Annotated in this window: 25 protein-coding genes and 3 pseudogenes; 20 read left to right on the plus strand and 8 right to left on the minus strand. The window is 40.9% G+C overall.

Going from position 1 to position 23265, the window contains the following annotated elements; all coding sequences use genetic code 11:
• Positions 1–11: 11 nt before the first annotated feature.
• Positions 12–557 (minus strand): helix-turn-helix domain-containing protein, encoded by a 546-nt coding sequence (locus ACR5KR_RS23270; RefSeq protein WP_445630294.1) that lies wholly within the window; start codon positions 555–557, stop codon positions 12–14.
• A gap of 1134 nt (positions 558–1691) precedes the next feature.
• Here ACR5KR_RS23270 and ACR5KR_RS23275 point away from each other — a divergent pair.
• Positions 1692–2626: pseudogene (locus tag ACR5KR_RS23275) on the plus strand (IS630 family transposase); the annotation flags it as partial.
• A 222-nt stretch (positions 2627–2848) separates the two neighbouring features.
• Here ACR5KR_RS23275 and ACR5KR_RS23280 read toward each other — a convergent pair.
• From ACR5KR_RS23280 to ACR5KR_RS23290, 3 genes are all read right to left on the minus strand, one after another.
• Positions 2849–3190: a transposase gene (locus ACR5KR_RS23280; protein WP_448265852.1), complete on the minus strand. Its 342-nt coding sequence runs from the start codon at positions 3188–3190 to the stop codon at positions 2849–2851.
• Positions 3135–3386 (minus strand): hypothetical protein, encoded by a 252-nt coding sequence (locus ACR5KR_RS23285; protein ID WP_448265851.1) that lies wholly within the window; start codon positions 3384–3386, stop codon positions 3135–3137. The genes ACR5KR_RS23280 and ACR5KR_RS23285 overlap by 56 nt, the downstream gene beginning before the upstream one ends.
• 68 nt (positions 3387–3454) lie before the next feature.
• On the minus strand, positions 3455–3934 hold the full coding sequence (locus ACR5KR_RS23290) for a helix-turn-helix domain-containing protein (protein ID WP_448265850.1): 480 nt from the start codon (positions 3932–3934) through the stop codon (positions 3455–3457).
• Between the two features lie 197 nt (positions 3935–4131).
• Here ACR5KR_RS23290 and ACR5KR_RS23295 point away from each other — a divergent pair.
• Positions 4132–4606: pseudogene (locus tag ACR5KR_RS23295) on the plus strand (transposase); the annotation flags it as partial.
• 61 nt (positions 4607–4667) lie between these two features.
• On the opposite strand, the gene ACR5KR_RS23300 reads toward ACR5KR_RS23295, so the two are convergent.
• Both ACR5KR_RS23300 and nifB read right to left on the minus strand, forming a co-directional pair.
• Complete coding sequence (locus ACR5KR_RS23300) at positions 4668–4988, minus strand: 4Fe-4S binding protein (RefSeq protein WP_448268159.1); 321 nt, start codon at positions 4986–4988, stop codon at positions 4668–4670.
• A 103-nt stretch (positions 4989–5091) separates the two neighbouring features.
• Complete coding sequence (gene nifB / locus ACR5KR_RS23305; protein ID WP_322698465.1) at positions 5092–6537, minus strand: nitrogenase cofactor biosynthesis protein NifB; 1446 nt, start codon at positions 6535–6537, stop codon at positions 5092–5094.
• A 1135-nt stretch (positions 6538–7672) separates the two neighbouring features.
• Between nifB and ACR5KR_RS23310 the strand changes: the two genes are divergently transcribed.
• Positions 7673–8251, plus strand: coding sequence for a Uma2 family endonuclease (locus tag ACR5KR_RS23310; protein WP_448268160.1), 579 nt, complete (start codon positions 7673–7675; stop codon positions 8249–8251).
• Positions 8252–8290: 39 nt separating this feature from the next.
• Here ACR5KR_RS23310 and ACR5KR_RS23315 read toward each other — a convergent pair.
• Positions 8291–8473, minus strand: a pseudogene (locus ACR5KR_RS23315) (element excision factor XisI family protein); the annotation flags it as partial.
• A gap of 243 nt (positions 8474–8716) precedes the next feature.
• Here ACR5KR_RS23315 and ACR5KR_RS23320 point away from each other — a divergent pair.
• Positions 8717–9679: an NAD(P)-dependent alcohol dehydrogenase gene (locus ACR5KR_RS23320; RefSeq protein WP_445630290.1), complete on the plus strand. Its 963-nt coding sequence runs from the start codon at positions 8717–8719 to the stop codon at positions 9677–9679.
• Between the two features lie 271 nt (positions 9680–9950).
• Here ACR5KR_RS23320 and ACR5KR_RS23325 read toward each other — a convergent pair whose 3' ends face one another.
• On the minus strand, positions 9951–11558 hold the full coding sequence (locus tag ACR5KR_RS23325; RefSeq protein ID WP_448268161.1) for a PQQ-dependent sugar dehydrogenase: 1608 nt from the start codon (positions 11556–11558) through the stop codon (positions 9951–9953).
• Positions 11559–11714: 156 nt separating this feature from the next.
• On the opposite strand from ACR5KR_RS23325, the gene ACR5KR_RS23330 reads away from it, so the two are divergent.
• From ACR5KR_RS23330 to ACR5KR_RS23405, 16 genes are all read left to right on the plus strand, one after another.
• Positions 11715–11888, plus strand: coding sequence for a hypothetical protein (locus ACR5KR_RS23330; protein WP_448268162.1), 174 nt, complete (start codon positions 11715–11717; stop codon positions 11886–11888).
• 333 nt (positions 11889–12221) lie between these two features.
• Positions 12222–14354 carry an NACHT domain-containing protein gene (locus ACR5KR_RS23335; RefSeq protein ID WP_448268163.1) on the plus strand — a complete coding sequence of 711 codons (2133 nt, stop codon included), beginning with the start codon at positions 12222–12224 and terminating at the stop codon, positions 14352–14354.
• A gap of 52 nt (positions 14355–14406) precedes the next feature.
• Complete coding sequence (locus ACR5KR_RS23340; protein ID WP_448268164.1) at positions 14407–15834, plus strand: HEAT repeat domain-containing protein; 1428 nt, start codon at positions 14407–14409, stop codon at positions 15832–15834.
• Between the two features lie 15 nt (positions 15835–15849).
• The gene (locus tag ACR5KR_RS23345; RefSeq protein WP_335215026.1) at positions 15850–16080 is read left to right on the plus strand and encodes a hypothetical protein; all 231 of its coding nucleotides are present in this window, start codon (positions 15850–15852) and stop codon (positions 16078–16080) included.
• Complete coding sequence (locus tag ACR5KR_RS23350) at positions 16073–16333, plus strand: type II toxin-antitoxin system RelE family toxin (RefSeq protein WP_445630286.1); 261 nt, start codon at positions 16073–16075, stop codon at positions 16331–16333. Before ACR5KR_RS23345 ends, ACR5KR_RS23350 begins: the two co-directional genes overlap by 8 nt.
• 2 nt (positions 16334–16335) lie before the next feature.
• Positions 16336–16560: a type II toxin-antitoxin system HicB family antitoxin gene (locus ACR5KR_RS23355; RefSeq protein ID WP_445630285.1), complete on the plus strand. Its 225-nt coding sequence runs from the start codon at positions 16336–16338 to the stop codon at positions 16558–16560.
• A 25-nt stretch (positions 16561–16585) separates the two neighbouring features.
• Positions 16586–16840, plus strand: a complete 255-nt coding sequence (locus ACR5KR_RS23360; RefSeq protein ID WP_445630284.1) for a hypothetical protein — start codon at positions 16586–16588, stop codon at positions 16838–16840.
• Positions 16841–16849: 9 nt separating this feature from the next.
• The gene (locus ACR5KR_RS23365) at positions 16850–17290 is read left to right on the plus strand and encodes an HNH endonuclease (RefSeq protein WP_448268165.1); all 441 of its coding nucleotides are present in this window, start codon (positions 16850–16852) and stop codon (positions 17288–17290) included.
• Between the two features lie 90 nt (positions 17291–17380).
• Positions 17381–17857: a hypothetical protein gene (locus ACR5KR_RS23370; protein ID WP_448268166.1), complete on the plus strand. Its 477-nt coding sequence runs from the start codon at positions 17381–17383 to the stop codon at positions 17855–17857.
• A 924-nt stretch (positions 17858–18781) separates the two neighbouring features.
• Positions 18782–19522: a serine O-acetyltransferase gene (cysE, locus tag ACR5KR_RS23375; RefSeq protein ID WP_448268167.1), complete on the plus strand. Its 741-nt coding sequence runs from the start codon at positions 18782–18784 to the stop codon at positions 19520–19522.
• Positions 19523–19647: 125 nt separating this feature from the next.
• A complete protein-coding gene (locus tag ACR5KR_RS23380; protein ID WP_448268168.1) occupies positions 19648–19893 on the plus strand; it encodes an Asr1405/Asl0597 family protein in 246 nt (81 codons plus the stop codon).
• A gap of 302 nt (positions 19894–20195) precedes the next feature.
• Entirely contained in the window at positions 20196–20393 is a 198-nt protein-coding gene (locus tag ACR5KR_RS23385) for a DUF2949 domain-containing protein (protein ID WP_094349915.1), read from the plus strand.
• A gap of 371 nt (positions 20394–20764) precedes the next feature.
• Positions 20765–21898 (plus strand): homocitrate synthase, encoded by a 1134-nt coding sequence (gene nifV, locus ACR5KR_RS23390; RefSeq protein WP_448268169.1) that lies wholly within the window; start codon positions 20765–20767, stop codon positions 21896–21898.
• Positions 21885–22172: a nitrogen fixation protein NifZ gene (locus ACR5KR_RS23395; RefSeq protein ID WP_069070441.1), complete on the plus strand. Its 288-nt coding sequence runs from the start codon at positions 21885–21887 to the stop codon at positions 22170–22172. The genes nifV and ACR5KR_RS23395 overlap by 14 nt, the downstream gene beginning before the upstream one ends.
• Entirely contained in the window at positions 22147–22350 is a 204-nt protein-coding gene (nifT, locus tag ACR5KR_RS23400) for a putative nitrogen fixation protein NifT (RefSeq protein ID WP_069070440.1), read from the plus strand. The genes ACR5KR_RS23395 and nifT overlap by 26 nt, the downstream gene beginning before the upstream one ends.
• 136 nt (positions 22351–22486) lie before the next feature.
• Positions 22487–23029, plus strand: coding sequence for a (2Fe-2S) ferredoxin domain-containing protein (locus ACR5KR_RS23405; protein WP_448270303.1), 543 nt, complete (start codon positions 22487–22489; stop codon positions 23027–23029).
• Positions 23030–23265 lie beyond the last annotated feature (236 nt).

Raw genomic sequence — 23265 nt, forward strand, 5'->3', positions numbered from 1 at the left:
GCCTCATTGGATTACAAGTCGCAGATCGTAATACGAGTATTCTTGGTATGGTTTGTTGCTCCTTTAGCAAAAGAGCGTTTTTGTTTTGTGGAAAGCCCCATTTGTTTCAGCAACCGATTAATGTGGCGATCGCTAATTTCAATGCCAAATTCAGTCGCTAGATGTTTGCTCAACCATTGGGCTGTCCAGCACCCAAATGCATAGCCATACTCACCAGGGCTATGGCTCACTAATTCCTTCAACCGTTCGATATATTGGTCGTTTACAGTTTTAGGTCTGCCTATCCCCCGCTCCTGCCATGTATGCGCCAGACCTGCTTGTGCTACAGCACTCCAGTAGCGTGCCATCTCCTGAGAACAACCTAACATTTGACAGATTTGGGTTTGAGATTTGCCCTGATCTGCCAACAACATAATTTGCAGCCTCCGACGATATTCTGGTAGCAAATTCAAATGTAAATTCTTCAGCAAAACCTTCCGTTGAAAGGGTGTTAAGAACTTACTCTTACTAAAGTCATAGCTTTCAAAAGCTTGTTTTTGATTGAAAGGATATGTCATCATTATTACCTATTGCTTTCAACTGTAAAATATGCGCGAGTTTCTTCTCCGCAATTGTTGCTGAAATCCCAAATCATAAGGATAAGCAATTAACCCTGAGAGTTTCCTCTAGTGATTTGGCAGTATCAGGGAGTTGTTCCTGGGTATCCTAAGATTTTAATTTTCTATCGAAGCCGGGTTAATGAACATTTGTTAGAGCAAAAAATTGCTGTTTATGAAATGTTGATAAAAATTGGAAAACTCATAGAAACCTTTTGACGGCTTTAGAGGTTGTTTGAAAAGTGGTTAGCTGTGATTTTAGGCATTTCTTGATCCCCCCTAGCCCCCCTACAAAGGGGGAACTGGAATCAACCCCCCCCAATTTATCGGGTGATTTAAAACGTTTTGCTACCAACAAAAGGACTTTTCAAACATCCTCTTCAACTATGAAGTTTGGCTATGTTAAGGAAATCTGGGAAACAAGTTAATAGTTTAACCTTCATATATTTACGTAGGTTAAGTTTGATTCTCGAAGAAATTTGAGCCATTTTGTATGGCTGGAAAACTAGAAATAGCTAAATTTTAGCCCTTTTCTAATCTAGATATTGCTGTAAATCAGTAGTTCTCTAAACACGATTCCAATGAAAAATCAAAATTTCCTCCATTTCCTCCATTTGTATTCTGGACTACTTTTTTTCTCTGATGATATTTTGATACATATTGTGAAAGGTTTTCTTTTTTTAATTATTTTTTAACAAAACTTTATAATAAAAATAAGTTAAGCTTAACTCATTCTTAATAATAGATAATACATCCATCAAAAGAAGTAAATATTATATTAATCAATCTATATCGTTGTAGAGTTTAAGGCTCTATAAACTTGTCTAAAAATGAATTTTGCAGAAAAAAACGGTTTTTTAGTGCCTAGCAGACAAAAATTTTAGCGAAAATCCAATATAAAGCTGAAGTTATCATATTAATTTAAAACTATAATAGTTGCCATACTTGACTTAGAGAGTAAAGTTACTGTTAACTATATAGGAATCATATTTGATTTCTGAAAGAGGTTGCGAGATAATACGGAAGGAGATATCTGTCTAAGAGCAAACAATGATAAACCAGTATATAGAAGCAGCGATACCTTCGGAAAGCTTTGCTAATGCAGAACTACAAGAATTTATAGATAATCGCCCAGATGCCCGTAAAGTTAGGAAAGCTTTAGCAGTGAAACTGGTTTATCAAGGCTATAAGTATGAGGAAATTCAAACAATTTTAGATGCGTCTGTTGGTTCGATTAACCTGCTGGAAGAACGCCTATAAGGAATATGGAATTTCGGGACTACGCTTAAATTATCAAGGGAAAAAGAGTTATTTGAGCGATGAACAGAGGGAAGAAGCATTAAATTGGTTGCAAGCTAAGGATATTTGGGAACTGGGTGAACTGGAGTACAAATTAGCATCTAAATATGATGCGATCTACGAATCAAAACGAAGCTATTAAGATTTGTTTGACGCGGCAGGAATTAGTTGGAAGAAAACCACTGTCTCGAATCCAAAAGCTTACAAAGAGGCTGTTGCTGCAAAAAAAACAGTCTTGCTTCATTGTTGGTAAGCAACAGAGAGGAAATAAAATCAGGAAGAGTAAGAGTATTTTTAATAGATGAGTGTCATCTACTCTGGGGAGACTTAACCGGATACGTTTGGGGAAAAACCGATCTTGAAATTGCAGTGAGAGTTATTAACGAACGAGATAAACAGACATACTACGGGGCAGTTGACTATTCTTTTTGGCAAGTTACTTTTGAAAGCTTACAATGCTGGTAATTCTGACAATACGATTGATTATTTATGTTATTTATTAGACCAGTCTCCTAACCAACGATTACTTCTTTTTTGGGATGGCGCTTCTTACCATCGTTCACATCTAGTTCAAAACTTTTTAGGCGAAATAAATCAAGGTTTATCTCCAGAGCAATGGAAAATTCACTGCGTCCGCTTTGCTCCTAATTGCCCATCACAAAATCCTATAGAAGATATTTGGTTACAAGCTAAAACCTTGGTGCGGCAGTTTCTGTGCTTTGATTTCTTCGGGGAACGTCAAACAGTATATTTTGATTCATTCATTGACCTTGCAACTATCCATATATGGATTCAAAGGATTTTATTAGTGGGATAGGTTCGTATAAAAGTAGTAATGAGTACTATAAATTACGCAATGTTGGCTATGTAGTGCCAGTGTAGTGCTTAATCGTGAAGCGATCGCATCTATCACTATAGCAGTCCACTTTGATTTTTGTACTTATACCATTTCTTTATGAAGCTGCGCTAAATAAAGCTTCAAGAATAAAGTCGTAAGAAGTCAGAGAAGCAATCACCTCAGGTGTAATTGTTTTTAGTACATCAGTTAACTTCTGCTGTAGTTGCACAAGAGTTTTACAATTTTCCCATTGCAGTTTCGATTTGAGAAATTCCCAAACACGTTCAATCGGATTGAGTTCGGGAGAGTGAGGAGGTTGAAAAATAGGGATAATATTATCTGGACAATCGAGAGCTTTAGCTTTGTGAAATGACCCCTGGTCGAACTGTATGACTGCGATATCATCTCCTCTTGTCAGCAGACAGTAATTCCAAAAAACGTTGGAAACAATCCCCATTCAGGTAGGGAAACTCATAGAAAAAGCTGTATCCACTCAGAGGTTCGACAACACCGTATAGATAAAAATTCTGGCGTTGCCACTGGCTTAAGCCAACAGGTTTAACTCCTTTAGCTGTAATTAAACGTCCTGTAATTGTCTTTAATCCTAATCGTGTTTCGTCTTGACCGGAGGCGGAGCGTCTCCGGCTCCGCACAAGTACCTTAATCTCTTCCCCTCTCCAAATTCCTCCTGCAAGAATTTGAATGCTAGAGGAAGTTTTTTTTAAAGTGAGATAGACTTTCTGGTTGTTGTTTGGTGCTTTGAGGACGAGGTACTTTCAACGGGAGCACCTAAACGGTTGCGAACAACTTCATAGACCGTTTTATAAGCCAGTGAAAGCCCTAATTCGCTCTTGAGCCATTGTTGAATTTGACCATAGCTTTGAAAACCAGATGGCTCCTGTAACCGCTTTTTCAAGCGTTCTAAGTCTGAACCACTGATGCTCGGAGCTTTTCCGGGTGCATGTTTGACTTCAAGCAAGCCCCTTGTTCCTTCATCTTTATACTTTCTCACCCAACGAGTTATGGTTGCTTCATCACGCCCTAAACGTTCTGCCAGCGATCGCCTGCTGCTGACTTGACTACTCTTGAGCCAATAGAGCATTTGCAATCGTTCTTTGCTGCTTGCCGTTGTGGAATGTTTGAGAGCTTTCTCCAATTCTTCAAGGCTTTCTGAAATCTCGATTTGGAATGGACCACTCATCACAAAATTACTAAATGCATCCATCTATAAGTTTGACGTAGTTTGGCGCATCTTCATACAGAATTGGTATTACTTGCACAAGGTAAGAAATATGGAATAGCCAATACCTTCGCCAAAAAAAGAGTATGAAGAGATAGGGCTGACGTAGTAGAGTTGTTGTCTCTCACAACGACAACTCAAAAACTACTCTTCAGCCCATGCTAGATATCCTATCACTGTTACTAATGCCTGCTGCCGCAGATCAATGCTACAACTATGCGGCAATTGAACCAGATAATCATCGCCATGTTAGCAATGAGCGGCCGAGTCACGATGTTAGTAATTTCCCGTTGGACAGGTACTGGTGGTAGTTATCGAACGATGCTGAGATTTTTTCATACAGTCATACCTTGGGCTACGTTGTTTTGGCTATTAGATGGCCACTTTGGGAACAATAGTGCCTTACAGATGGCTAGACAAGTTAACTTGCACATAATTTCCAAATTGCGCCATGATTCGGCATTATATATACCTTATCAAAATCCTGACCCAAATCGTCGCTCTCGTCGTAAATACGGCGATAAGCTGGATTATTGTAATATACCTGACGCATATTTGTGTAAAAGTGCTATTGACGAGGATATCAAAACTGATATTTATCAAGCTACTTTACTCCACAAGGCATTGAGCCGAGATGCGCGACGTGAAACGCTTTAACGTGGGGTACAAGCTTATGTACTCAACAAACTTTTACTTAGTTTGATAGCATAAACTGATAGGAATAACAGTTAAACCAACGTTCCCAGTAATCTTGTTTATTTGTTAATTTAGCGACTACGCGGTTGTAATTAGCAAACCAGCCTTCCCAATAATCGCTAGGCTGCTTAACGCAACCGTCACAGGTGGGACAACCAGCTTTACACTGAGGCACGGTATGAATGCTACCAATACAGTTTGTACAAAGTTCAGGGTCAATCCAGTGCTGTCCGTCAACCACTTTAACTGCATTTGTGGGACATACAGATAGACAGAGATTGCAGGAAATACACTGGCTAGTAAGAATTTTGTAAGCCATGATTTATTCTCCTTTTGGGGAACGGGGCATTAGAGTTAGGGTAGAGGTTACAGGTGACAAATGATAGGCAATAATCTGTCCTCTGTAACCTGTAACCTATTTCCTAATTACCTAATTCCTTAACGTATTGCTCGTAAAACTCCAAAGCAACCTTTTCAATTACGTCGTAAGCTTCAACAGTCTTGATTCCAGCTTCTTGCAATTTTTCTTGAGGACAGTTACCAATCTTAGAGACTAGAACTGCTTTGCAATCTGCGATCGCTTTCATAATATGCTCAAAAGAAGCTTCTTCGCCGTATCCACCTTGGCAGTATTGGTCAATTTTGCGATGACCGATAAAGCGAACTTCGTTTCCACCCACTTCGTAGATTTGGAATTCTTTCGCATGACCGAAGTGTTGGTTAACTAATCCGCCGCCTTTGGTTGCTACTGCAACTAAAACTTTCGGACTATTGGCAATTTTCTTACTGGCTAGCGCCTTATCTTTGGCTACTTTAAGTTCTTCTTTAAACTTCTCAATTCCTTCGTGAACAGTAGCGCGTTGTTCCATGTCATATTCGGGAGCCATTTCCAAGAATTTCTCTTTAGAAAACTCTTGGCTGCGGTCTTCTCCCAATAATCCGACTGCATCGGCACGACACTGGCGACAGTGACGCATCATTTTCATGTTACCGGAGCAGTTGTCTTGAACTTCTTTGAGTTCTTTGGGTGTGGGGCCGCGTTGACCGGTTAAACCGAAATGTGTGCCATGTTCTGGTGCAGAAATCAATGGCATGATGTTGTGCAAGAATGCACCTTTCTCACGGATGACTCGATTCACTTCGACTAAGTGTTGGTCATTAATTCCAGGAATCATCACGGAATTGACTTTGCACAAGATGTCAGCGTCTTTTAAGGCTTGCAATCCTTCCATCTGTCTTTCGTGGAGGATTTTTGCGCCTTCAAGACCTCTGTAACGCTTGCGTCTGTAGTGAACCCAAGGATAAATCTTAGCACCGATCTCTGGATCTACCGCGTTAATGGTGATCGTAACGTGATCTATATTTAATTGTTTAATGCGATCGATGTAGTCTGGCAGCATTAAACCATTGGTTGATAAGCACAGCTTGATGTCTGGTGCTTGCTCTGCAATCAACTCAAATGTGCGGAAAGTTTTTTCTGGGTTCGCCAATGGGTCGCCAGGGCCAGCAATTCCCACAACTGTCATTTGGGGAATCTTGCCACCAATGACCAAAGCTTTGTGTGCGGCTTCTTCTGGTGTTAGCAATTCGCTAACTACTCCAGGACGGCTTTCGTTAGCGCAATCATATTTGCGGTTGCAATAGTTGCATTGAATGTTGCAAGCGGGAGCAACTGCAACGTGCATCCGGGCGTAGTGATGATGAGCGTCTTCGCTGTAGCAGGGATGTTTCGCAATGCGTTCTTGGAGCTTTTCGTCCCTTTCCACGGTGGTGCTGCTGGTGCTGTCGCAGCCGCAACCACCTGATTTTGCTTGGGTTGGCGATTCCGTAGCGTTGGAGTTGAGGAGTCGTGTAGACGGTGATGTCATTGAGTTTCGCAAAAGGTCGGTGGACTTGGCTGCCACTGTGGGAGATGCTGTTGCTACTCTTTCATGCCCAGAATTGAAGTCGGGTCTTCCACACTACCTGCAAACCCTTGGGTTCGGGTAACTTGTTTTCAAGTAAAGCAGGCGATAGATATCTGATGTTCTGCTGGTGTGTGTCAACGTTCGCTTCTTGGGTAGAATTTGTGCCCCAAGGCGCGACTTCTATTCACTTCTGGCATGGTGCTATGTCATCCCTCCACTCACTCTTCGCTTTGTTTTAGAGCGTTAGGTGATTGGCGATATAAGATTTATAGCAGCCGTCTCCCAGCCAGATGTTGCATCTCTCTAGGATAGAATTTATTGGATTTATTACTTTTGTACTCAAATACTAAAAACCCTAATTCTTCAAGCATTACAAGAATTAAAAAAAATTTTTTCAGGTAGGGGTTCTGGTATTTTTTGGTTGGGGTTCTAGTGTTTATAGATAGGGGTTCAGGATTTCTTTGTACTCAGCCACAACCCAATCCCAGCAAAGAATTTAATCTATTTGCAACAGGGTTTTAGTTATTTAAATGTGTACTCACATTGCCCTCAATTTGCATCAAAAGCAATAAATATTAAGGGTTTGAGGGGGAAAAACTGAAGTAATCTATATTGTTCTACTCCATAAACGCGCTAAATTGAATTCTGTATCTAACATATCATTTTTTTGAGGGTAAAAATGCACTTCATATTCTTTTAAGTTTTCTTTGAAAATGATGTTCAATTATGCCTTTAAGCCTTGTCTGGTAAGCCATATAAGCTAGTGGGAATAGATGTATTGCTGCACATAGTTTTCAAAAAACTTAACTTTTCAGTTCTTTTTTTTCATTCCCACAATGAGGAGATGGGCAGGAAAGTCTCAGGTTTTGTGTTTAAGAGAAACAACAAACTATAATCTAACATGATTGAGCGATCGCAATGATTTTTCTTAATTGCTCACTACAAACCTTAACAAAAAACCTCACCTCCTTCCTGTGTCGGAAAGAAGAAAAGTTTAAAATCTTTCTTCTTCTAGAAGAGAGGATTTTTAGATACCGCTCTTTGTTGCTGATACTATTTAGCTACAATCAAACCAAGCGTGAAAAAATCTTAAGTTATGATAGCCATTTCCCAACAGCCGCCAAAAATGACCGTTGAGGAATATCTGGAATGGGAACCTCAGCAAGACGTTCGCTACGAATATGCCAATGGCGAAGTATTTGCCATGACAGGCGGTACAATACCCCATAACGACATTGCACTTAACTTGTACACTGCCTTACGCCCTCATTTGCATTCCAGAGGTTGTCGAGTGAATGTATTAGACGTGAAAATGCAACTCACTCCCCAGAGTCGCTACTATTATCCTGATGTTATTGTCAGTTGCGACCCTCAAGACCTTAATGCCCGCAAATTTATTCACCATCCCAAGCTAATTGCCGAAGTTCTTTCGCCAGGTACAAGCGCTAAAGATCGGGGTGAAAAATTTACTTATTATTTGACAATCCCCAGTTTGCAAGAATATATCTTGATTGACTCAGAACAAATCTCCGTCGAACGTTACTGTCGGGGTGAAGGTAGGATGTGGCTTTACTATCGCTACACGGCTGGAGATATCGTCACTTTATCGAGCATTGAATTTGAATGTCCAATTGAATTGCTGTATGAAGGTGTTGTATTTACCACTGAAGAATAAAGAGAATGTTCTTTATTATCTTTTAAAAAGCATCGCTCCTCAAGCAACTGCATAGCCTGTGTAAGGTCTTAACTCCGGTGGACGAAAGCCAAGGACGATGTGTTCTTTAGGAATTCCAGCCCGTTCTAAATCGGCTGCAATGCCTTCTTCCGTGCCATCTCGTTGAATCCAAATTTTGCCATCAATCAGGTCAATATGAACCAGACACCCATGAATGCGGCGATCGCGTAGCGTGCCGTAGGCATTCGCCATCCCAACCTAAATCCATCCACAAATAGCGAGTCTCCTTCGGAGAGGCTGCGCCAACGCGGCTTCGAGCGAACAGTTGCGATCAAGCTCTCTAGCTGGCATACAGGTGTAGTTTTAGACTGATATTTCTATTTTAGGAAATCGCTACACTAGATTTATCAGGAAAAACAGGCTGTCTGAGTTCATTCAGCAAAATATGGTAGCAGGAGGAATGTGATGAAAGCAGTCGTTATCCGTCGGTATGGCGCGACTGAGGTGTTGCAGTATGAAGACGTGGAGCAACCGAAAATTGAGCCAACACAATTACTTGTGAAAGTTCGTGCTAGTAGCGTTAATCCCATTGATTGGAAAATTCGTCAGGGAATGTTGAGTTTAATTACTGGCAGCAAATTTCCGAAGATTCTGGGGTTCGATGTGGCGGGAGATGTCGTAGCTGTTGGTTCTGGTATCACCCGTTTTAAACCAGGAGATGCTATTTATGGCTGTACTGGCTTCCCTGGAGGAAGTTATGCCGAATTTGCAGCTGTTCCAGAAAACTTGGTGGCGCTTAAACCAACGAACTTATCTTATGAAGAAGCTGCGGCTGTGCCGTTAGCAGCGCTCACCGCTCTGCAAGCGCTACGAAATGAGGGAAATATTCAAACAGGAACTGTATTGATTAATGGGGCTGCGGGCGGTGTGGGCACTTTTGCAGTCCAAATTGCTAAAGCTTTAGGGGCAGTGGTGACAGGAGTTAGCAGTAGCAAAAATTTGGATTTGGTGAAATCTCTGGGAGCAGACCGCGTGATTGATTATACGCAGCAGGATTTCACTGAAGATATAGCGCAGTATGACATTATCTTTGATGCAGTGGGTAAGCGATCGCTCTCTCAAACCAAAAGAGTCCTCAAACCCAATGGAATTTATATCACCACACTACCCAGCCCCGAAGTCTTCTTAGAGAGCGTCTTAACAGCGTTGCTTCCCGGCCAAAAAGCGAAATTTATTTTGCAAAAACCCAACACTCAAGATTTGATTTATCTGAAAGAATTGATTGAAGGGGGTAAAATTCGTGTGGTAATCGATCGCACATATCCCTTACAAGAACTAGCAGCGGCTCATGCTTACAGCGAAACAGGTCGTGCAGTGGGGAAAATTGCGATCGCGCAGCCCGTCGTAGACATCGCAGTTTCTAGTTGACTTTTCAAACATCGTCTTATCTCATGTCTGGCTAAGGACTTATAATTTAGACCGCAGAGAGCAGGAGGAAAGAGGCGTTTCCGATTTTTGCACAGATCCGGTAATCATAAGTGATTAACCGGACTTGATATCAGACCTTTTGAAATTTTGGACTTTCTTGCAGAACGCTACGCGTAGCTTGCTTCCCCGGAGGGGTACGGCGTAAGCGTTCAGTAGAAAACTTTTAAAGTATTCAATCCAAAATTTAAAATCAACAATTCGGTGAGTCGTGCTACTTGACCTCTATAAACGAGATGATATTATCAAGGTCATTTCCAAGGGATTTATAATCACCAGCAGTATATTCACGGCATAAACCGTTACCATTTACATGTTGGCACACACGTACCCGTGTACCTGGTGGTATACTGAATGAACTAATAGTGTCATTACCAACAATATTTAAGTCACCTTGGTTGGCTTGGTATACTCCTGGAGTTGTAGGAAAAGATTGGGAAATTCCGCCAAAGTTAGGGTCTCTGTAGACCTTAACTTGTTGTGACGGTGTGTATGAAAGCTTATAGATAGCGCCGCTGTAGTCATCCGAAATTAACAAATTACCTTGCTGGTCTACTACCATATCCACGGGTCGCCCCCAGGTTTCTTGCGTTGTCGGAACTACCCAACCGGTGACTAAATCTATCTCTTGTCCTGGGGTTTTTGTTGTACTGTTCCAGGGAAAGTAAGCTATTCTGTAGCCCGTTTTCTTCTGCCGATTCCATGAACCATGCAACCCTGTTACTACCCCATTTGAGTATAGACTGGGAAAGTTGGTATTTTGTAAGAATGTTAGTCCCAAGGGAGCTGAATGGGCTTGGATACCTTTGCTAATCCTGTCCATTGCATTGCAATTAACACTTCCATTAGCATTGAACTGATAGTCGCGGTCAAATGGCATATTGTCAAGGCCATTTGAGGTGTCAGGATTGGGATTGCAGAATGGCCAACCGTAGTTACCGCCATCTCGAACTTTCGTAAACTCTTCTGGTGGGTGGTTGTCTACATAAGAGGGGATAATCTTACCGTAATTGCCACTGCTATCGTTGAAGGGATAGGCGATGTTATCTCGATTATTAACGACTACCCAAAGATCGTTTGTACCAGGTAAGAATGCTAACCCTTCGGCATTACGTAAACCTTGAGCAAAAAGCCGCTGATTGGTTCCATTAGCGTTGTACTGGTAAATTGCACCACGCTTTGGAGTACTGACGGTATCTTCCTTACAGGCATTGCATGTAGAGGCGATCGACACGTAAAGTTTATGGTTGGCATCAAGTGCGATATTTTTCAGTTCGTGACCATAAGCGCCTTTGAGTTCCCGTGTGCTGCTGTCTGGTAAGGCAACTACAACGATTTGACGATTTTTTGCGATTAAGTCTCCAGAGTTGTAGATGAAGCGGTTAATTTGATGACTCTCAGAGATATAAACGTATGTGGTGTTATCAATCTTATGAAACACAATGTCGTGTGGTTTGCGTAGACCCGTTACAAAGTCAGAAATAATCGGGTCTTTGCTGCCATTTGGGCGGACAATTAACACTTTACCGGAACTGGGCTGTGATACTAGAAGATCCCCATTGGGAGCAACTGCCATAAAGCGAGCTTTGTTAATGCGAGCATAAACAGAGATAGAAAAATTGGGCGGCACTTTCAAGTAACGGGGAATATTAAAGGGCCAAGAGGTCATTGTACTAGGCACTTTCAGCTTGGTTTCAACAGACGCAGGGGGGGGTTGACCGATCGCTGCGGTGCTAAGAACCTCTAAGGACATCAAACTAATTAGTGATGCGGATAGTATGCGTCCAAGTATCTGTGTTGGTTTTAGAGTAGATGCAACCATTTTGAACTTCCCTCTAGCTTGGTAGCGATATATTACACATAATTCTCGGCTAGCCGATTTAACCAAGAATTTGAACAAAGTTAACTCAGGACTATTATTTTTTTTAAATACTTAAAATATCTTTATCTACTGCTATTTTTTCTAACTCATCAAAAAATGGGTGAACCGATAAAAAAGGTAGAGCGATCGCTCTTGTCAACTAAAATATTTCTCAAGCTACTTAGCCTCGAAACCATTATGCAGAGCGTCTTAACAGCCTTCCTTCTCGGTCAAAAAGCCAAGTTTGTGTTTGACAAACCCAACGCTGAGGACTTGGTTTTTCTCAAATAGTGGTAATTGATTGCACGTATCCCTTGGTATAACTAGCGGCGGCTTATGATTGTAGCGAGAGTGACGTGAGCCTGCTATGGGGGAAATTGCGATCGCTCGGCATAAATCTAGATAATCTTGATTAATCTGCGAAAAACTAACGCGAAACCTACCCCCTAAGCCCTTTCCGACGCAGGAAGAAGAAAAATTCAAAGTCTCTCTCCTAAAAGGTGAGAGATTTAGAGAGAGGTTCTTCAAATACCTGTGATGTTTCTGCAATAACCCTGAAATCTGGAAACATGACTCCAGCTAGTGGATATACTCGTAATCAAAATCTCAACAGAAGCGAGGATTATGCTGGACTGGTTAGTTATGTGGGGTGTAACTCAGGCCGCCGGGTTGATTTTTAAACCCATTCTGGAAGACTTAGCCAAAGATGCTGCTAAAGATTGGGCTAAAGATTTATTAAAAGGCATTCCTGGTAAGATTGTCCAGAAGCTTAAGAAGGAAGACATAGCAATTGCTGCTGGTAAAGCCTTAAAGGAATTTTTGCAACTCACGCAGCAGCAGCTAAAGGTTCGTTGCAAACTTGCTGAAACTGAGATTAAAGAGTACACCAAAGACATCAAGAAGTTTATCAGCGATAAGTCGGTTGCAGAAACTCTTGGTAAGGCTTTTGATATTAATTGTGAATCTCTAGACGCTAAAACTCTAGAAGATAGTTGGAACAGGCTGCAATTAAAACCTCTGCCATCTAAGTTTAATTGGGAATCAATTACAGAACAGTATCTAACACAAGTCCAAGAAATTCTTTTAGATTCAAAAGATTTACACCATATCCTAGAATTACAAAAGTTATCTGATATTGAAATAAATACAAAAGAAATTGCTGGTGTTATTGTAGATTTTAATTTAGTTAAATATCAAGAAGGAATCCGCGAACGCTATGGCAATCTAAAATTAGATAGCTTAGATACTAGCGGCTATGCTTATAACGAACTGAAATTATGGCGGATTTTTACTGCTCAAAATGTCCGGGAAACTCATCAAGTTTTAGCACAAGTTCACGAACTGCCTAAAGAACATCTTAGACGGCTGCGAGAAAGTGACCAAGTAGAAGCTGTTGAATTAGAAGAATTAGAACGCCACAAAAGAGTTTATTTTGAACAACCGATCCGTTCAGTTTTAGATGTTGTCAATAAAAAGCAAGATTATAAATATCTTGTGATTTTGGGCGATCCTGGTTCAGGTAAGTCTACATTGTTGCAATTTCTGGCTTGGAATTGGGCAGAGTCACCACTGGATAATGTTATCTCATTACCAATTCCGTTGCTAATTGAATTACGCACTTATATGCGGCGACGGGAAGATAAAGAGTGCAATAATTTTCTCGAATTCTTTCATCAAGGTAGTGGTGCAATTCATCATCTCAATCAGCTTGAACTAGATAAACAATTAAAAGCTGGTAATGCTTTGGTAATGTTTGATGGTTTGGATGAGGTATTTGACCCTGGTAAGCGAGAGGATGTAATCACTGATATTCATCGCTTTACTAATGACTATCCTGATGTGCAGGTAATTGTTACTTCTCGGATTATTGGTTATAAACCGCAACGATTGCTTAATGCTGAGTTTCGCCACTTTATTTTACAAGATTTAGACTCAGAACAAATTCAGGATTTTATCTACCGTTGGCATGAGTTAACTTTTACCGATGCTGTAGATAAAGTGAGAAAACGGGAACGGCTACAAAGAGGAATTGCAGCTTCCAAATCTATTGCAGAATTGGCGGGAAATCCTCTGCTGTTGACGATGATGGCAATTCTTAATCGTAATCAAGAGCTACCAAGAGATAGAGCTACACTTTACGATCAAGCATCGCGGGTACTGCTGCATCAATGGGATGTGGAACGCGCTTTGACAGAAGATAAGAGGTTAAACCCGAAGACGATTGATTATAAAGATAAGCAAGCGATGCTGCGTCAGGTTGCTTATCTTATGCAAACTGGTGATAAAGGTTTGGCAGGTAATTTGATTCATGAAAATGATTTAGTCAAAGTTTTGACTGATTATCTCAAAACTATAGAATTTGATAAACCCAGAGAAGCTGCACGGGTAATGATTAATCAACTGCGGACTCGCAACTTTATGTTATGTTTCCTGGGTGCAGATTACTATGCCTTTGTGCATCGGACATTTTTAGAATATTTCTGTGCTTGGGAGTTTGTCTGGCAGTTTAAAGAAACGCAAACACTGACTATTGAGCAACTTAAAAATGAAGTTTTTGGCAAACACTGGCAAGATGAAAGTTGGCATGAAGTTTTGCTGCTAATTGCGGGAATGATTGAGCCTAAATTTGTTGGGGAGATTCTTGATTATTTAATGGAGCAAGATGGCGAAGAGGAAAAGTTTGTCAATCTCTTTTTAGCGGCTAAGTGTCTTGTCGAGGTGAGAAATCGCTCGGCGAATCGCGTCAACTGCTACTAAATTACTTAACAAGCTAAAAGATTTAACTAAATATGACCTCTGGTACTATTACGTGCCCTATCAAGATGAAGAAGAAACTAAGCTAATTCAGGAAATTCGTACTCAAGCAGTTGCAACAGTCGGCTCAATTTGGAAAGATAATCCTGATACATTACACTGGCTTAAAGACCTTGCTACTGTTGAGAAATCTGGAAATGTTCGACGTTCAGCCATCCAAGCATTGGCCAAGAATTTTAAAGATGACCCAGATACCCGCCCCATCTTCCAAGACCGCGCTACTACTGATAAATCTGAAAATGTACAACGTGCAGCCATTGTGGCATTGGCTAGAAATTTCCCAAATGATCCCGATACTCAAACCTTTTTTCTAGATTGCACCACTGCTGATAATTCCGATGTGCGATGTGCAGCCATACGAGCATTAGCTAGAAATTTTCCAGATGATGCCAATACCTGTACAATCCTTAAAGCTCACGTTTGTGCTGATAAATTTGCAAATGTGCGACTTGCAGCCATCCAAGCATTAACTAGAAATTTCCCAAATGACCCGGACACCCATACCATTCTCCAAGACCGTGCCATTGGTGACTATAATTCGGATGTACGACGTACAGCTATTGAAACATTAGCTAGCAATTTTCCAGATGACCCCAATACCTGCACAATCCTGCAAGACTGTGCCACCGATGATAAAAGTGAGGATGTGCGACTCGCAGCTATTCAAGCATTAGCTAGGAATTTCAAATATGACCCCAATATTTGCACAATCCTCCAAGACCGCGCTACTGCTGATAAGAATGAGGATGTGCGACTTGCGGCCATTCAAGCATTAGCTAGGAATTTCAAATATAATCCCAATACTTGCACAATCCTCCAAGACCGCACCACTGCTGATAAATCTAAGAATATACGAATTGCAGCCATCCAAACATTAGCTAGAAGTTTCAAATATGATCCTAATACTTGTACAATTCTTCAACACTGCGCCACTGATGATAAAAATGAGGATGTTAGACTTGCAGCCATTCAAGCATTAGCGAGCAATTTTTCAGATGATACCAATACTGATACAACCCTGCAAGACTACGCCACTAGTGATAAATCTGGGAATGTACGACTTGCAGCCATTGAAACATTAGCTATCAATTGTCCAGATGACCCCAATACCTACACAATCCTTCAAAAACAAACCACACATGATGATTCGGATGTGCGATGTACAGCCATCCAAATATTAGCCAAGCACTTCAGGTATCAACCTGAGTTATTTGACACTTATTATAACTGCGCTTTCTGTGACCCTTTTGAGCGTAAGCAAAGCAGCGACACTAACCCTCGGCGGATTGCACTAGAGATAATTATCAAGCAATATTCTCAACATCCCCAGACTTTGCCACTATTGCGTGACCGAGCAGAGAATGACCCAGATAAGAAAGTGCGGGAGTATGCTCAGAAAAAGTTGGCACAATTAGAGAAGTAAAAGAGCAGTGAAAATATGAACAACACAGAAGTTCGTCAGCAAATTAACCAATATCTAGATGGATTATCTTCAGAACGCTTACAACTGGTTGCTGATTTTTTAGCATATCTAGCAGATAAGGAGAGTGAAGATGCTACCCAAGAGTTACTTGATATCCCTGGATTTATTGAATCATTTGAAGAAGGTAAAAAAGATATTGCTGAAGGTCGGGTAAAAAGCTGGAGAACAATTCGGTCTGATGTATAACGTTGTGTTATCCGCTAAAGCCGAGGATCTTTATGCTACAGCAGACCAAGCTTTAGCCAAAAAGGTTGCTAGATGCTTTGAGCAACTAGAACAAAATCCTCGGTTTCATCCTAATGTTAAACCTCTCAAAAGTGACTTTGCAGCTTATTATCGCTATCGCATTGGTAACTATCGAGTAATTTATCAAGTTGATGATGCAACAAATAAAGTTATGGTAACTACTATTGCTCATCGGCAAGAAGTTTATGAATAAATATGAAATATACAATTGTGATTCAATGGTCAGAGGCAGATCAATGTTATGTGGTTTCGCTACCTGAGTTTACGGACATAATGCAGCCTTGCACTCACGGAGAGACTTACGAAGAAGCTCTTAAAAATGCTCAAGAAGTTTTAGAAATGCTGATTGAGTCATCTTTAGCTGACGGTGAAACTTTACCAGAGCCTCAAACGCTAGGACAGTCTTTGGAAGTTGCATAAAATTTAGGAAGAAAAAAGGTAGCTTATGAACACATCTATAAATACAGCCAAAGTCTACGATGAAATTATAGAGTTTATTGCTGCTGGAACCACTCCCCAAAGTGTTATCGATTTCAAACTCTCGGATGCAGCCAAAGACCGTTTAGAGGATTTAGTTTATTGCGCAAAAACTGAAGGTCTTACTGGAAGTGACCAGCGAGAGTTACAGCATTTCCTCACCCTAGAGCATATTATGACTTTAGCAAAAGCAAGAGCTAATCAGTACATTAACCCTAAGTAAGTATTCAAAATGCCTTGTCCATATATTAATGCAGAACAGTGGCGTTTAGTTTGCGATCGCGCCGCCCATCTATGCGAGTATTGTTTATATCCAGAAAGAGACGGCTTAAGCTTTCAAGTTAACCATATAATCGACATCAAACACGGCGGCGCTACAACAGCAGATAATCTCTCTTATGCCTGTATTTTCTGTAACCTACAAAAAGGGACGGATTTAGGGTCAATTAATTGGCAAACTGGCGAACTTGTAGGATTTTTTAACCCACGCAGAGACTTTTGGGGTGAGCATTTTCGACTAGATGACGCTGTAATTCAACATCAAACAGAGATTGGAGAAGTCACCGCACGTATTTTAGATTTTAACGGTGATGAAAGGCTTGTAGAGCGACAAGCTTTGATTGCATCTGGTCAGTATCGTTCAGCATCAGCCTTAAAACAGATAAATAAATAGGTTATGATGTGCGATCGCATCCACCATTGGGAATTCTATACTTAGCTACACTTGCTACTTAACTCCTAGAACTTCCAAGGTAAATATACGATGGCCTATCAAAATATTACAGCATCCCTTTCTGCACAAGATATCCAAGAAATTAAAGCCGCGCTACAGAAAGTCCAACAAAAACTACCCTTTTTAGTTACTCTCAGCCCTGAAGAACGCCGTAAGGTAGTAAAAATGGGCGACAAAAGCCTAGCCTTTGTAAACAATAGCATCACTGCTGCTCAGTCGAACCGCGAAATCCTTCCAGCCACTTTTGATGTCGAAGAACTTGTTCGGGATTATCAATTAGCCGCAGCGCTGACTGAACTTTTAATCTCAATCCAGCAACTCAGCGAACAGGTAGATGATACCCTAATGGCTGTCGGTAGTGAAGCTATGACTAGCAGTTTGACTGTTTATGATTATGTCAAGACTGCATCAAAAAAGACTCCAGGCTTAAAGATTGTCGCTGAACAGTTGGGCGAACGCTTTAAAGCTATCAAAGGTAGACCTACTAAAGCTGCGTCTGGTTCTTAAGCCTCTGAACTCCATTAATGAGCCTCTGAACTCCATTAATGCACCTCTGAACTCCATTAATGCACCTCTGAACTCCATTAATGCACCTCTGAACTCCATTAATGCACCTCTGAACTCCATTAATGAGCCTCTGAACTCCATTAATGAGCCTCTGAACTCCATTAATGCACCTCTGAACTCCATTAATGAGCCTCTGAACTCCATTAATGAGCCTCTGAACTCCATTAATGAGCCTTTGAACTCCATTAACAAATCTTCAGATACCTCGTTCCCAGTCTGTGGCTGGGAATGCCTATTTGCAGCCTCTACCTCCCGAATTCGCGGCAGAGTCGCAATGAAGTACATTTCTAGGTTCTACCTGGAACGAGATTTAAATCTGGAAACGAGATTTATAAAAATTTTGGCGATCGCTATTCTCACACATCTATATAATAAGAAAACAGTTACAATGAGCGATAACTATATTTTGAAACGTATACATACATACAGACAGCAAATCCTAAAAGAAAATAAAGAAACCTGTCTTTTGCCTTACCCAATAATAAGATACTAATAGTAATAGGATATACAAAAAATAGATTTATAGCCTTACCAAATTCATATTTGAGTGCATCTGAGTACAGCTTAATATATTGCAAAATATCTTGATAAAATCTTATCAAATGCTTACGGGTAAAGTTTCTTGTAGCATGAACAGAAATTCTTAACCCCTGCCCCAAAAATACTAGTACCCCCATCATTAAATACTAGCGCCCCTACCCCAAGATAAATTTTAAGTTTATCTAGAGTCGGGGTTTTGGCGTTTGAGTACAACCTCAATCAATCCAATAAATCCAATCAGCATTGGGTTTTCTATCGAGTTGGATGTCACCTGATATAAGCATAAAAATAGCAGATGACTCTTTTACCAGATAGACATTACCGATGCAACAGTCTTTAGACAGTATTAGCGATCCCCCAAGTACCAAAATGCAGGATTCTGCCCGTACATCCATGCTGAAAAATTTACTCTCTGGCGTTTTTTTTGAGCCATTATTGAGTGATTTTCGCATTATTTTTGAGCGCGACCCAGCAGCACGGAACTGGCTAGAAGTGGTGTTTTGCTACCCTGGATTGCACGCGCTATGTTTGCATCGTCTTGCTCACTGGTTACATTGTCGAGGAGTCGGTTTTATCCCCCGTTTAATTTCTCATTTGGGGCGATTTTTGACAGGAATTGAAATTCACCCAGGTGCAGAGATTGGTGAGGGCGTGTTTATCGACCACGGAATGGGTGTAGTCATTGGTGAAACTGCGATCGTGGGTGACTATACACTGATTTATCAGGGCGTCACCCTTGGCGGAACTGGCAAAGAAACTGGTAAGCGTCATCCCACAGTCGGCAAAAATGCGGTGATTGGGGCGGGTGCGAAAGTTTTAGGTAATCTGCAAATTGGCGATCGCGTCCGTATTGGCGCAGGTTCCGTTGTCTTGCAGAATGTCCCCAGCGATCGCACTGTTGTAGGCGTTCCCGGTCGAATTATTTCTCGCAACGAAAGCGCTAGCCTTTCTCCTTTAGAACATGGAAAGCTACCCGATGTGGAAGCAACCGTGATTCGTTCTTTGCTCTCGCGCATCGAACAACTCGAAAAACAACTGCAAACTTTAGGCGTTAAGAGTCATTAGCCATTGGTCACTTGTACTGAGCGTAGTCGTTCGCGTAGCGTCTCGCAGAGAAGTATTGGTCATTTGCAAATGACAACAGACAAATGAGAAAGGACGACTTACAAATGACAAAGGACAACTGACAAATGACAAATGACACTTTAGGCGATCAAGTTTTGCAGATTCCTTTGAGCGATCGCTGGCGAATCTATCACCGTTTGCAAGAGTTAAAAATTAATTGCTCTTGTCCCCCCGATGGTTCTTTGCGAGTGCAAGTGAACAATTTGCTCGAAGTAATTCTAATTCGTAGTACAGTTATGCAACTTCTTGCTTCTCGTCACGAATTAATAGAATGGCTAGAGCGTTGCTGGTATTACAGTGATGAGTCATGATTATTTCAAAAAGACCTAATTTAGGCACGATTAATCTTGAATTCATGACGCAACTACTGAACTTCATTCTTTTTGTTCATAGATGCACAAAGCTCAAATATGTTTAGAGTTTGAAGCTACTGTCCGCTAGCAGAATTTATTGCAGACTGAGATGGATTAGATGGGGTTGAGATTTTGTTGGGTCTACTAAATCTGAAACTTCCCTGACATATAGCAACAATTAAAAAGGCGAAATTCCCAAATATAAATTGGAGTTTCTAATTTTTAACCTTTTCCCAAATTAAGAAATTGAAAGTTCAATTATGGCGACTCGGAACAGAGATATAAAACTCCTCAATTTTTTGCACAATGAACTTGAACTTTCAAATGCCGATATTGCTGTAGCTCTGCGACACCGTGAATTAGAAAATGGCCCGCTACCGATGCTTCTCTGGCAGTATGGTTTCGTTGACTTGGAGCAGCTAGGAAAAATTTTTGATTGGCTAGCAGACCAAAGTTAGCGAATTTGCACCTCTTAGTGTTGAGTACCATTACCTGCCTAAATTACACCAAAATGCACTAGAAAAGATGAGGTTACGAAGATGATTACATCCTTAATTGCTGGATTTTGTGTATTACTTTGTTCGGGATTTGCTAATAGTTATATTAGTTCATTGCTACTCGAAGACATTTCAAGTGACATCGGTAAAAACGATTAGTAATTTATACATTGTTTTAGTTCCCTGTCATACAGATGTGATGCTAATAATAAGGCAATAATTAAGGATCATGTATCCTACATTATGAATTGTGATATTTTTAGCATTTACCATCACGAGGGATTGTAGAGGGAAAGGATATTAAGAATACTTCCAAGAGAGGGATATTTGCAATGAATCAAATCATAATTAATGACACTACATTACGTGATGGCGAACAAGCAGCAGGTGTTGCCTTTACTCTACAAGAAAAAGTAGCGATCGCGAAGTTTCTCGATGCCATTGGTATACCGGAATTAGAAGTGGGTATACCGGCAATGGGTGACGAAGAAACGCGTGCGATCGCCGCAATCTCTAACTTGGGTTTACAAGCAAAACTCTTGGGCTGGAACCGCGCTGTCATCTCAGATATTAAGGCTTCCATCGCCTGTGGTTTGAATCGGGTGCATATTGCCATTCCCGTCTCTGGTATCCAAATTGCCACTAAATTTCATGGTCAGTGGCGAGTAAGTTTACAAAAACTCAAAGACTCAATCCACTTCGCCCTCGATCGAGGTCTTTGGGTAGCAGTCGGCGGAGAAGATTCTTCCAGGGCTGATGAAAACTTCCTGTTAGATGTAGCACTTTATGCTCAAGAGTGGGGTGCATCCCGCTTCCGTTTCTGCGATACCGTCGGAGTTCTCGACCCCTTTACCACCTACACTAAAGTCCAAAGGCTGGTTTCAGCGTTGACGATTCCCCTAGAAATCCACACGCATAATGATTTTGGTCTGGCAACTGCCAACGCTCTTGCGGGTATCAAAGCCGGAGCCTCATCAGTGAATACCACAGTCAACGGATTGGGTGAAAGGGCAGGAAATGCAGCATTAGAAGAAGTTGTCATGGCGATTAAACGCATCTATGGCGTTAATTTAGGCATTGACACACCCAGCTTGCTGGAACTGTCTCAACTAGTTGCAGCCGCATCAGGAGCTAGCGTACCACCTTGGAAAGCGATCGTTGGCGAAAACACCTTTGCTCACGAATCTGGCATCCATGCTCACGGGGTATTGCAAAACCCCATCACCTACGAACCATTTGCTCCTGAAGAAGTGGGTTGGGAACGGCGTTTAGTAGTAGGTAAACATTCTGGACGGCATTTAGTTGCTAACTTGCTAGAACAGCATGGAATTTTCTTGAACTCTCAAGAAACCCAATCTGTTTTAGATGCAGTACGCCATCAATCGGTACAGAAAAAACGTAGTTTGACGACAGAAGAACTATTGAATTTGGTCAGAGAACAGAGGTACTCTCATGCAACGCGATGAATTAGAACTAAACTTGCCACCCGCTTTTGAAATCGGTGAAAAAGTCAGAGTTCGTAAACTGCTAAAAAACGATGGTACCTTTCCTGGTAAGGAAGTCGGCCAAGTTTTAGTCAACAAAGGAGATATCGGTTACATAGCGAGTATAGGCACATATTTGCAGACTTCCTATATATATGCTGTGCATTTCTTAGAAACAGGGTTTGTCGTCGGCTGCAAGAAAAAAGAACTAGAATCGGTTGAGGAGTCTCATGAAAGTAATGCTACGGATGAATGATGCCGGCACTTTAGTAGTTTACGTTGCTAAAAAAGACCTGGAAGAAGAAGTCGTCAAACAAACCGATGGAAATGATGGCAAGATTCTCACCCTAGCAAATGGTTGGGAATTAGAATTTCGTGAATTGCCAGACACAGCAAACTTACCTCAAACAGTAGAAGCTAAACGCCTAGCTTAACCAGAATAGGGAGTAGGGAGTGGGAATTTTAGATTTTAGATTTTGGATTTTGGATTAAATTTCAATCTAAAATCTAAAATTGAATTGACCCATGCCCAATGCCCCATGCCCAATTCCCAATAACTTTTTATCAATCATGGGTAACAAATATTTGACGTTATCAGAATTGAACCTTGAGGGACAGTTACTAGGTTTTGTTGGTGGTGAACCAGGAAAATATAAATACTTGCAATTGGCAGTTCCATCTGGAGATGTGGAAATTAAACTGCCTAAAGAGTTGCGTCGGTTACTAAGTTCATCCTTAGTTCCTGGTCAGAAAATTCGCGTTTGTGGTCATAGTAAGATAGACTCGCGCACAAGTAAAATTAAAATTAAAGCCTATAAGGTGACACCAATTGATGTGTGTCCAAAGCAAGATTTACCACCTCAAACCAAAGCGAGGATTATGGTATGTCAAAAGGGCGGTTGCTTGAAACGTGGTGGTAAAGGTTTATTATCAGATTTAGAAAAAACTTTGTGCGATCGCGGTTTGTTAGACAAAGTTACCATTGAACACACAAGTTGCCAAAAATGCTGTGGTAGCGCTCCCAACTGTGTTTTACAGCTTGGTAAAAAGAAATACAAGAATATTCATCCAGAAGCGATCGCAACTTTGCTAGAAAGTCACTTAACAGAGTAATAATCTTCTCTAGTTATTCTTAAGATAATACATAAATTTGTAGGGGTAAAATTTTTACCCCTATTTTTGTTGGTATAGTATAGCACCCTTGTCAAACTGCGATCGGCTAAGTTATAACTGCTGCAACGTTAGTAACACCGAATATAAACATAACTTATAAAACTTTCCAGTAGTCTTGTTCAACTTGTTCTAGCAGGACTACAACCTTAGATTATTTTGTATAAATTTTCTGCAAT

Source organism: Nostoc sp. DSM 114159 (assembly GCF_053470285.1).